This window comes from Paenibacillus thiaminolyticus, assembly GCF_003591545.1.
Taxonomy (GTDB): domain Bacteria; phylum Bacillota; class Bacilli; order Paenibacillales; family Paenibacillaceae; genus Paenibacillus_B; species Paenibacillus_B thiaminolyticus_A.
Map to the genome: position 1 here is coordinate 31,850 of NZ_QYZD01000041.1, position 10,916 is coordinate 42,765.

Below are 10,916 nucleotides of genomic sequence, written 5' to 3' on the forward strand. Positions count from 1 at the left end.
TGCACAGATTATTGTTAGTACAGCTTTGACTCTTGTCATTACAGGCCAAAATATAGCGATGCTTGGTGGTACGATTAATCCTTGGTAAGTAAATATGATGATTAGGAAAATAGGCTCACTGTAGCAATCCTCTTTCTATTTGGGAAAGATATTGGATTCGAGCTTTGTCTGAATGAAGTATTTCATAAATATGAAATGTAATAAAGGAAGCATACATCAGAATGCTTCCTTTTTGGTCTTGATAACCACTTTCGAAAACATCGAACTTCCATCTTCATACACAATCGAGCAGCTAACGCGCCATCTCCCCATAGACGTTAATGACTTTTCTTGCCGACCTCCACAACCGTGCCGCTCTTGATTGCATTGGCCGGCTGATCCTTGTGATACAGCCAGTAGGACGGCGTATCCGCCACTTGTTCAATCCGCAGGCGGAATTCCTTCTTCGGCAGTTGATCCCATTCGATAGTAAGCATATTGCCATCGACGGCAATATGCTCCGGAGGAACGGGCGTCTCCCCCTCTTCGGTCATCATATGCAGGCTGCCGGGAAGCTTGGCGGAGGACTCGTCGATTCGCTTCTGGAACGAAATGACTGTCTTATCATGCCGCGGACGGGCAACGGTGACCGGAACGGGCGCTTCCTCATACATATACTTGCCGATATGATATTCATAGGCCGTCCACGTACGGAATCCCATCTTCGCGGCCTCGTGGCCGAACGAGTCGTACCAAGCCCGGTCCTTCACCATGGCCAGCGACGATCCGATGTCGGCCTGCACGCCAAGCGGAATGTTCGGATGAACGGCGCGAATCTGATCGACGAAGCGCTGATAGCTGCGGATATACGGCGGCGGAAGCGCGTCCTGGGGCTTAATCCAGTCGGGCCAATGCGTCTGCAGGATATGCAGATCCGGCCGGGCCGCCGCTATCATCTCTGCGGCATCGAGGCCCTGCATCTCGCGCAGCGTATCCACGGAATCCGGGCCAGCATCGATTGCGAGCGACCAGGTCGCGACGAGAATATCCTTTCTCGCGTCCCGCACCCCGCCTGTCCCGTTCATCAGTTCATCGAGGAAGCGGTTGACGGCCTCGACCCGGAACTCGATCCAATCCTCGTACAGCTCGACATTCGTCAGATAGAAGTCCGGATCATCCGGATCGGTGAAATTCGGAATGCGGTCATGTCCATACTGTTCGCGAAAAGCCGCTTGGGCCAGCGGACCGACATCGCCGTACACGCCGCGATCGATGCCGTCCCATTCCGGAAAGTATGGCTCTGCGACTTCAATGCCGTCGAACGGGATATCCCGGACCAGGCCGGCCAGCTTCTCTTTTTTCCACTGAACATAAGCTTCGCTATGCGGGGAGAAGCGGTAATACCCGTCATTGACCGGGGTCAACAGCTCCATCTGCCAGCTCGGCCAATCGGCGGGAAAGCCTTCGACAGAGTATGATCCGTTGCCGAGGACCAGCGCCCAGACGAACAAGCCTCTCTCCTGAAAAGCCTCGACAAGCTCGCGGTTGACTTGGTTCTCATTGACGACGAAATAGCGGACGGACTTGTACCCGTTCTGCACAATCTCATCGGCGATGCTCGCTGCCGAGCGATTTTGATAATAACGGAACCCCGGATCGACCTGAATGGTCGGGCCCGATAAAGCTGAGGCCTTGCCTGTGCCGAGAGCTGCTCCTGCCCCCTGTTCCCCTTGCTCGGCGGCCTGCCCGCTGCCGGAAGGGAGCACATAAAAGAGAACAGTTAGAGCGGCCAAGCAAATACCCGCTTGGCGATGCCATCCCCGCTGGCGAAACCGGAACATATTGAACACCTCCTCTAACGGATCTCCAGCTGCTCCCTGTTCTGCAACTATGGCAGTTCGACCCACTCATTAGGCCGCTTGGCCGCCAGCAATCCATGCTCGATGATGGTGATGACGGCGACGGTCTGGGCAGAAGGAACTGTGACCTGCCCCGACTCGAAGAAGGCAACCAGATCTTGAATGAACAGCTGGAAGAAATCCGATTCCGGCTTTAGGATTCGGCAGTTCCCCGAATCGTATGCAACCGCGGTCGTGAACGGACAATCGCCGCCCAGATGATGCATCGTCGCCTGCCGGCCATCCTTGAATTCGATCAAGAGCGCGGGGGCAAGCCCGGTCCCGATGAACATGATGCGCTTCGCTTCCGTTCCCATCAGCGAGACGATCGGTTCGATCTGGTGAATGGAATAATTCTCGAACATGCCGGGACCCCAGCTGCAGATTGTCTCGATTCCCGAGCGCTCGGCTTCGCGGTATTCCGTCGCGAACCGCAAGGCCGACGAGGAGTACATCGGCGTCCCGTGCCGGGCCGCGCGCTCGAACAGGCGCAGCGCCGTCGCCCGATCCGGGGCGAAGGTCTTGTCGATGTACGTCGGCTTCCCCGAGGCCAGCGGCTGCTGGGCGAGCGCTTCGTGATGCTCCGGGTTGTCGGGCGACAGCACGATGAGATAATCGCTCTCCGCCACGACCTCCTCCACCGTATGGCGCAAGGCCATGCCGTGCTTCTCGCACCATGCCGCGTTGCTCAACCCGCGTTCGGCATCCTTCATGCCGTAGGCATAAGCAACCTCCATCGTTCCGCCGGAAGCGGCTCGAATCCAGTCCGGGTATTTGTTCGCATGCCATTCGTCCAAATAATAATCGATGAACCCGATCTTCTTCATGCCCGCGCTCCCTCTTTCACGAATGAAATCTCTCGCCCTTGCTCCGAAGAATCATAGATGGCCTGAATCATTTTGGCCGTCAGGATGACCGTATCAATATGGGACGGCAGCCGCTCGCCCGACTTGACGCAAGAAAGGAAGCTGTTGATCTCGTTCCGGAAATGATCGGTCTTCGTGAACTTCGGGGTGCTCTCCAGCAGAGCGCCATGCTTGGCGCTGTAGATCGTGAACTCGGCGCCATACTGCAGCCGAATTCCCGCCTTGTCCCCCAGGAAGTCGATATACATCTCGTCGACCCCGATATTTTGCGCCCAGGCGCCGTTGACCGTAATCGAAGGCCCCGCTGTCCGGATCATCGCCGTGACGAAATCATCGACGTCGTATGTCCCCTCATAATTGGGCGGCCCTGCCCACATGTTGAGGTAGGCGTAATTTTTCATATCCTTGCCCAGCTTGCAATAGGTCTGCCCCGTTACCGTCTGCGGCTCCGGATCTCCTGCGCAATACATGACGATGTCGAGAAAGTGGACGCCCCAGTCAATCAGCGCGCCCCCGCCGGCCACAGCCTTGGTCGTGAAGTCGCCCCCCAGTCCGGGAATCGAGCGCTGCGCACGGAAGCTGACGTACACATGGTACAGTTCGCCCAGTTCTCCGTCCTCGATCATTTGCTTAACTATATTTACTCCCGTGTTGAACCGATTCACGACGCCGATATTCAGCGTCATCCCGGTCTCATGCTGCGCCTTCTGCATCTCCAGCGCCTCCTCGTACGTGCGGGCGGCCGGCTTCTCGCAGAGCACATGCTTCCCTGCACGCATACAGTCGATCGCGATCGGGGCGTGGCAATGGTTCGGGGTACATATGGAGACGGCTTCGACATCCGGATCGTCCAGGATAACGCGGTAATCTTCAATTGCGATGCCGCAGCCGTATTTCTCGACCGCTTGCTCCGCCCGTTCTTTGCGAATATCGCAAAAATATTTGATCTCGGCGACCGGGTTGGCAAGATACGCCGGAATATGGGCGCTGTTGGCAATCGTTCCGCAGCCGATGATCGCGACGATGGTTTTACTCATTTCGACATCCCTCCTATTATTTGAAGCCGGTTAAGGCTGAACCGGATTGCATGAAGTATTTCTGGCCGAAGAAATAGAGAAGAATCATCGGCACCGCCATAATCGTGGAAGCCGCCATCAGCTTCTCCCACTGGGCCCCGTGATCCTGCTGGAAGCTCTGCAATCCGACGGTAATCGTCCATTTGGCAGAGTCATTCAGATAGATGAGCGGCCCCATAAAATCAATATAGGACCAGACAAAGGAAAACAAGGCCACGGTGACCAGGGCTGGCTTCAGGATCGGCAGGATAATCCTCGCGTAAATGCGAAGTTCGGAAGCCCCGTCAATCTTCGCCGCCTCGGACAGCTCCGCCGGCACCCCCATCAGGAACTGGCGGAGCAGGAAGATGAAGAACGGCGCCCCGAAGAACGCTCCGATCGTAAGCGGGAGAATCGTATTCACCCAGCCCAGCTTCGTAAAAATGATATACTGCGGAATCATCTGCACCTGTGCCGGCAAAATCATCGTGGCGACCACGATCGAGAAAATGATGTTCCGCCCGCGCCACGGGATCCGGGATATCGAATACGCCACCAGCGGGGCCGAGAACAATTGCCCGATAATATTCAGGGCGCAGATGAGGAACGTGTTCATCATATAGCGGGTGAACGGAATCGCCTCGAATGCCGCTTTATAATTGGACCATTGAAAGGTCTCCGGTAAAATGCGCGGAGGAAGTTGAAAGATCTCGTCCGGCGTCTTCAACGAGGTCATCACCAGCCACAAAAACGGAAACAGAAAGAGGATGGAGAACAGAATCAGCACGGCATGAGGCAAAATATGCTTCCGCAACCGGATCGCCATCTTAATCACCTCCGTAATAGACCCAGCGGCCCGATGTCTTCAAAAGCACGAATGTAATCAGCAATACGATCAGGAATAAAATCCAGGCAAGCGCCGAAGCGTAGCCCATCTTGAGATAAATGAACGCTTCCTGATACAGATTGACCGCGTAGAACAGCAAGGACTGATCCGGTCCGCCCAGCGATTTGCCTCCGTCCACCTTGCCCCCGGCCAAAATATATGACTCGGTAAAGATCTGGAATGCGCCAATCAGGCCCATAATGAGCTGGAACAGAATAATCGGCGACAGGGCGGGAATGGTGATTCTCCAAAACCGGTGCCACCAGTTGGCGCCGTCCACTTGCGCCGCTTCATAATATTGCTTCGGAACCCCTTGTAGGGCCGCCAGGAATATCAAGGCGCCTGCCCCGGAGCCCCACAAGCTCATCAGAATCAGTGACGGCTTCGTATACCGCGGATCGAGCAGCCAAGCGGGATCGGGGAGACCAAGCGAGCGCAGCACCATATTGATCAGGCCGAAGTCCGGATTGAGCATCCACGTCCACAGCAGCGCGCTGGCGACGATCGGAATGACCGACGGCAAATAAAAAATCGTCCGGTAATAGTTGATGCCCTTCACCTTCGTATTCAGGAGCAGCGCGATCAGCAGGGAGCACGTTAACGTAATCGGCACGGAAATAAACGCCATGAACAATGTGTTGCCCAGCGACTTGTAGAAGCCGCTGTCAGCAATGATGTGCTTATAATTGTCCAGACCGACCCATCTCGGCGGACTGAACAGATCGTAATCGGTCAGACTGAAATAAAGAGATCCGAAGAACGGGTAGACGGTAAATACGAGAAATCCGATAATCCAAGGGGAAGCGAATGCCAGGCCAAGATAGACATAATGACGCTCCTTCTTCGACCAACCGGCTCTCTTCCCTTGTCGCATAACGGGCGTGGAGACTCTCATCTTCGCGGCTCTCCTTTCGTCAAGCATGTCTTCTCATCAGCATGTCTCGCAGCATGTCTCGCCAGGCTTAGGCAGCCCGGGCAGACTCCGATCCGATATGAACCCGACGGATTGCTGCAGCGGATCGGAGCCATGCAAGCGGAATCTATTTTACCAGCGGCTGAATCTTGTCCTTGACCTTCTTCAAGCCTTCCTCCAGGCTGATGCTGCCTCGCAGAATGGCGTCATACTGGACGCCGAACTCGGTCATATACTCATTCGCGAAGGAAGTGGCAGGGAAGGACTTCAGATTGCTGCTGGACGAGTAATCGAGGAACTCCTTGAAGCCCGGCACTTCGGCATAGACCGGATTCGTGAACGCGGATGCTCTCGTCGGGAGATTCCCGATCGCCCCCGTGAATTCAGCCATTTGCTCCGGCTCGGTCATCCACTTCAGGAACTTCCAGGAGGTATCCGGATGCTTCGCGCCCTTCGGAATATAGAACACGCTCGTCGCGACATTCCCCGGATTCTTCAGATCCGGGTTATTTTCATCATACGGAATCGGCGCAATGCCGTAATTCAGATTCGGCGCGAACTGCTTAATGAAGGTCGGCAGCCATTCGCCGTCGATCGTCATCGCATACTTGCCGGAGAAGAACGGATTCTGCGCGGACATATATTGGCCAAGACCCGAAGAGAACCGATCCAGATTGTCTGAGCCGTATTGATCCCAGATGCTCTTGGACAGCTCAATGGCCGCTTTCACGCCCGCATGATCCGGCGTCACCTGCTTCGCTTCGGCATCATAGAACGAACCGTTGTAAGCATAGGCGAAGGTGTACGCATCCATTCCCGGCCATAATCCGAGACGCTGGAGACGTCCTCCATCCTCCACGATGCTCAGCGCCTTGAGACACTCCTTCAGCTCGCCGATCGTGGCCGGAGGACCGTCGAAGCCTGCCTCGGCCAATATATCTTTGTTATAGAACAACATCGATACATGCATCGCAACCGGGATGGCGTAGGTCTTGTCTTCATACTGCGACGTGCTTAATGCAGCCGGAACGAAATCTTGCAGATCGACGCCATCCTGCGCAATATAATCATCCAGCGTCATCATGGCGCCGCGCAGACCCCAAGGCACGACGTTCTGGCCAAATTGCGAGGCGATGTCCGGAGGATTGCCGCCAGTAATCGCCGTAAGCTGCTTCTGATAATCGCTCTGGGACAGCCCCTTCACCTGGATGCCGGGATTGGCCGCATTCCACTTGGCGATCAGCTTCTCAATCGCTTCGCCCTCCGGCCCGGTCCATCCGTACCAGAAGCTGAGCTCTACCGCGTCTGCGGAAGAACTGTTGTCTGTCGCGCCGGCTTCGCTCCCCTTGTTGCGGGAGCTGCCGTCCGCATTTTGCGGATTGCCGCCAGAGCATCCCGATACAATCGAGATCATAAGAACGAGAGCAAGACACCACATCACCGATTTTCTTCTCACACTTCATCCCCCCGTAATGGTTGAATCGAACAACCGACTGCGACCCTGTTAGGCTAACAAGTACCCATATGGTAGCATGTAAACGCTTTATTTCATTTCACTTTTGTCTGTATAAGTGGGATTATCGTATGATTGTCATTCTTTGGCTGCACCGCTTGCTTGCGGAAATAGGTAGGAGAGATACCCGTATATTTTTTGAAGATCCTGCAAAAATAAGAGAGCTCGTTGAAGCTCGTAGAATAGCACACATCCGTTACGGATAGCTCCGGCCGCATTAACATGCCGATGGCATGAAAAATGCGAAGATCGGTGACATAGCGGTTGAACGTCTTGCCTGTCCATTCCTTGAACAGTCCGCAGAAGGTTGACCGTGACAGATTCGCGAGAGAGCACAGCGTATCGAGCTTCAAATTTTCATGATAATTCATATGGATGTACTCGATTACCCCGGTCATAATTTTTTTATATTTTTCCGATTTCTCGAATCCCGCATCGACCAACTCCCGGTTCACCTGCCGAACCAGGATGGACAGCAGCAGAAGCAGGTTCGCTTTCAATAAGATCTGATAAAAGGGAGATCGCCTCTCATACTCCGCCAGCATCTCCCTCATCAGATTTCGAACCCGGACCTCGATCACGTTCTCCAGCGTAAGCTTGGACTGAATGCTGCTCTCCCTTCGCAAAAAATACTCTACATAGGCTACATCAAAAAAGGAACGATCCACCGGCTTCTCTTCCAACCGTTCGTTGATAAAGGAAGGCATAAATTCACAACCATAGATCTCAAGCTCCTGCTCCGGCAGTATCTCTACGCTATGCAATGTAAACGGAGAGACGATAAAAATATCTCCCGCAGCAATCGCGAACCGCTCGCCGCTCACCGTATGATGGAAGGCTCCTTTGGCCACATACCAGATCTGAAAATAATCATGGCAATGGGTCATTAAGCTCGGTTGGGCCGTCAATCGATACATTTTGCAGGGCAAGCCCTCCAACATTTCCATCCTGGAATTAAAATAAATAATGCCGGAACGAGTCAATTCATCAATATCAGCGATGTTCCATTGAAGTGCCAATGCTATTCACTCCTTCGTATCCCGCCATATATGCTCTGCCTCTCGACTACTTCTCCTCCTTGGAACCGTTTTCCTATGATCTCATGAAAAATTTAAACATCTCCCTCCAATATAGGATTACAATGAAAGTAAGGAAGAGGAGGAATGCCGATGGAAAAGTGGAGATGCCCATGAAGCCGAAAATCGTATACTTGGATGGCGTAAGGGGATTGGCGGCTTGCATCGTGGTGGTATGCCACTTCTTTCAGGTGTTTCTTCCGCTGTCTTTGAGGGTCGGAGATGGCGCATTTCGCCTTCGAGGGCGCAGCCGCGCGGACGCCGATTAATCTTCTGTTTAACGGTAACTTTTCTGTATGCCTGTTCTTCGTGCTGAGCGGTTAAGTACTGAGCTATCGTTATTTTCAGACCAAAGACCGTCTGCATGTATACTTTTCTGCGGTTCGAAGATACTTCCGCTTGGCCATACCCGCTGTTCTGTCCGTTGCCCTGGCTTATCTGGCCATCATTGGCGGATTCGAATTCTATGACGACATTCAGGGAATCACCTTATCCTCCATGCCCGATCCGTTCGCGGCCGATACCGGCGTATGGGCGATGATTAAGGAGAGCCTGTTCCATACCTTCTTCACCTATGGTTCGCAATACAATCCCGTGCTCTGGACGATGACGTACGAGTTGTTCGGGTCCTTTTTGATCTTTGCATTCCTGCTGCTGCTTGGGAAGCGCAAGCCATTCAGCCTATTTGGGCAAAATATCGTTCTCGCTGTATCTCATGCATTTTACTATTATTTGTTCCCTCGGCAGCTATATCTTCTTCCAGCTCCATTCTGTACTGCCTTACGGGATGAGCGTCCTGCTGACAGTGCTGATTACGCTGCCGTTCATCTTCGCTGCGGCCCATCTCATCTCTTCGAGCGGTTCGTCGATGCCAAGACGCTGGTCCTGCTCTCGCGATGGAGCGAGCAGCTGTTCGGCCCTGCGAAGCGGCGACGCGCCGTACAGGGGGAGCGAACAGTTGGGATGGATTGAGAGAACTCGTGGCACTAGTGGCTGCATACGTCTCTACTACATCGAATATAGTTATCTAGGGAGATGTCCCAATCATCTTTATATAGTATAAAATAGGCGGGCTTACGGTCCTTTTGATGATCTCCTTTGAAAATATTTATGAATTTTCAACCTTTTCTCATCATTTTTATTCTATGATGGAGTTTGTTTGCATTATAGCTAGGTCCAAGACCCGCCAAAGGTCTAGGATCACAACCGCACTCCAGTCCATTTCCAGTCCGTCCCTTTTCGGATACGATAAGAGTAACAAATTCAGAGAGAAGAAGTAGCCAGAGATGGTGAAGTTATAAATAAAGGGAGATGTTAGGAAACATGTATGATCGGGGTTACGGTAAACAGCCGAAGGAGAAGGTGCTCGTTCTCGCAGGATCGCTCGGCCACGGCCATCTGCAGGCGGCTCACGCGATTCGGGAAGCGGCCCGCACCTGGTGCCCGCAGGAAGCAGAAGTGCATGTCGTCGATTACTTGGAACAGGTGTCGCCGCATCTGCACACGGTCGGTTCGTACTGCTTCGTGCAATGGTTGAAAATGTTCCCGAATATGTACGGCTTTCTGTTCGAGATGACACGCCGGGATCATCGCTTCTCCCAGCTGATTAAAAATGTGCCGCTGACGAGTCTGCGTCCGCTCATCAAGCTGATTCGCGAGGTGCAGCCGACGATTATCGTCAGCACATTCCCGGCGGCTAGCGCGGCGGTATCCCGCCTGAAGGAGCGCGGAGCTGTGCAATGCGGCCTGGTGACGGTCATTACCGACCATACCGATCACAGCTTCTGGATTCACCCACATACCGACCGCTATCTCGTCGGCTCGGAGGAAGCCCGGGCCAAGCTGGCCGGACAGGGCATTCCCGCCTGCCGGATCGAAGTATCCGGCATTCCGGTTCGTCCGGAGTTCTACGGAAGCTATGACAAAGCAGCGCTTCGCAGCCGCTACGGTCTGGATCCGAATCGCATGACCGTATTGCTGATGGGCGGCGGCTGCGGCCTGCTCGATCCCGATTTCTTCCGCGCTATGGAAGAAGCCGACTGGGCGGCCGACATGCAGTTCATCGTCATCTGCGGGCGGAACGAGCGGCTGCAGCGCCACCTCGAGGAATGGGCGGCCTCGTCCCCGCTTCAAATCCGGGTGGAAGGCTACGTGCAGCCGGTCCATGAATATATGGCGATGTCCGATCTGCTGATTACGAAGCCAGGCGGAGTGACGACGACCGAGGCGGTTGTCCAGCGGCTGCCGCTGCTCGTCTACAAGCCGCTGCCGGGCCAAGAGCAGGACAACATCCGCTATCTCGTCCGCAAGGGACTGGCCTGCCAAGCCGAGGACCCGGAGGATCTCGTGTCCCAGCTCTCGTCCTTCGCTTCCCGGCCTGAAGCGCTGCAATGGATGAGCGTCCGTGCCCAGGCGGAACGCCAGCATACGCAAGCCCGCGTGCTGGAAGCGATTCTGCAGGTTGAACGGCACCCGATTGTGCCGCGCAAGACGGCAAGACTCCGCTTCCGCCGCAATTACGTGTAATAACTACGTGTAACAACCTAGTAAGTAAAAAACAGCCGTCAGGGCTCCTCGCCCTGGCGGTTTTTCGCGCGGGTTGAGGCGGTTCAAAGTGGGCTAGTCGGGCGTCGTGTGGAGTTGTTGGGAGTAGTCGGGTCTCGTTTGAACTAGCTATTTCTAGTGTTTGATACGGTCTGCTGGTGTTCGCTGGTGTGGCGGGTGTCTGCT

General features: G+C 54.3%; 9 protein-coding genes. 2 read left to right on the plus strand and 7 right to left on the minus strand.

What is annotated here, in order from left to right:
- Nucleotides 1–317: 317 nt before the first annotated feature.
- From DQX05_RS26580 to DQX05_RS26610, 7 genes are all read right to left on the minus strand, one after another.
- The gene (locus DQX05_RS26580; RefSeq protein ID WP_119796317.1) at nucleotides 318–1,820 is read right to left on the minus strand and encodes an N-acyl-D-glucosamine 2-epimerase; all 1,503 of its coding nucleotides are present in this window, start codon (nucleotides 1,818–1,820) and stop codon (nucleotides 318–320) included.
- A gap of 47 nt (nucleotides 1,821–1,867) precedes the next feature.
- Nucleotides 1,868–2,704 (minus strand): Gfo/Idh/MocA family oxidoreductase, encoded by an 837-nt coding sequence (locus DQX05_RS26585; RefSeq protein WP_119796318.1) that lies wholly within the window; start codon nucleotides 2,702–2,704, stop codon nucleotides 1,868–1,870.
- Entirely contained in the window at nucleotides 2,701–3,780 is a 1,080-nt protein-coding gene (locus tag DQX05_RS26590; RefSeq protein WP_119796319.1) for a Gfo/Idh/MocA family protein, read from the minus strand. The genes DQX05_RS26585 and DQX05_RS26590 overlap by 4 nt, the downstream gene beginning before the upstream one ends.
- A gap of 16 nt (nucleotides 3,781–3,796) precedes the next feature.
- A complete protein-coding gene (locus DQX05_RS26595) occupies nucleotides 3,797–4,624 on the minus strand; it encodes a carbohydrate ABC transporter permease (RefSeq protein WP_119796320.1) in 828 nt (275 codons plus the stop codon).
- Nucleotide 4,625: 1 nt separating this feature from the next.
- Nucleotides 4,626–5,579 (minus strand): carbohydrate ABC transporter permease, encoded by a 954-nt coding sequence (locus DQX05_RS26600; RefSeq protein ID WP_119796321.1) that lies wholly within the window; start codon nucleotides 5,577–5,579, stop codon nucleotides 4,626–4,628.
- Nucleotides 5,580–5,724: 145 nt separating this feature from the next.
- The gene (locus tag DQX05_RS26605; RefSeq protein ID WP_397336107.1) at nucleotides 5,725–7,035 is read right to left on the minus strand and encodes an ABC transporter substrate-binding protein; all 1,311 of its coding nucleotides are present in this window, start codon (nucleotides 7,033–7,035) and stop codon (nucleotides 5,725–5,727) included.
- A 110-nt stretch (nucleotides 7,036–7,145) separates the two neighbouring features.
- Complete coding sequence (locus DQX05_RS26610; RefSeq protein ID WP_119796323.1) at nucleotides 7,146–8,129, minus strand: helix-turn-helix domain-containing protein; 984 nt, start codon at nucleotides 8,127–8,129, stop codon at nucleotides 7,146–7,148.
- A gap of 456 nt (nucleotides 8,130–8,585) precedes the next feature.
- On the opposite strand from DQX05_RS26610, the gene DQX05_RS26615 reads away from it, so the two are divergent.
- Nucleotides 8,586–9,158, plus strand: a complete 573-nt coding sequence (locus DQX05_RS26615; RefSeq protein WP_259392247.1) for a hypothetical protein — start codon at nucleotides 8,586–8,588, stop codon at nucleotides 9,156–9,158.
- Nucleotides 9,159–9,509: 351 nt separating this feature from the next.
- Nucleotides 9,510–10,712: an MGDG synthase family glycosyltransferase gene (locus DQX05_RS26620; RefSeq protein WP_119796324.1), complete on the plus strand. Its 1,203-nt coding sequence runs from the start codon at nucleotides 9,510–9,512 to the stop codon at nucleotides 10,710–10,712.
- Nucleotides 10,713–10,916 lie beyond the last annotated feature (204 nt).

What these genes read in the sequence shown, in the direction of transcription:
- DQX05_RS26580 (WP_119796317.1), bottom strand. Translation starts at nt 1,820, where the DNA reads ATGTTCCGGTTTCGCCAGCGGGGATGGCATCGCCAAGCGGGTATTTGC.
- DQX05_RS26585 (WP_119796318.1), bottom strand. Translation starts at nt 2,704, where the DNA reads ATGAAGAAGATCGGGTTCATCGATTATTATTTGGACGAATGGCATGCG.
- DQX05_RS26590 (WP_119796319.1), bottom strand. Translation starts at nt 3,780, where the DNA reads ATGAGTAAAACCATCGTCGCGATCATCGGCTGCGGAACGATTGCCAAC.
- DQX05_RS26595 (WP_119796320.1), bottom strand. Translation starts at nt 4,624, where the DNA reads ATGGCGATCCGGTTGCGGAAGCATATTTTGCCTCATGCCGTGCTGATT.
- DQX05_RS26600 (WP_119796321.1), bottom strand. Translation starts at nt 5,579, where the DNA reads ATGAGAGTCTCCACGCCCGTTATGCGACAAGGGAAGAGAGCCGGTTGG.
- DQX05_RS26605 (WP_397336107.1), bottom strand. Translation starts at nt 7,035, where the DNA reads ATGTGGTGTCTTGCTCTCGTTCTTATGATCTCGATTGTATCGGGATGC.
- DQX05_RS26620 (WP_119796324.1), top strand. Translation starts at nt 9,510, where the DNA reads ATGTATGATCGGGGTTACGGTAAACAGCCGAAGGAGAAGGTGCTCGTT.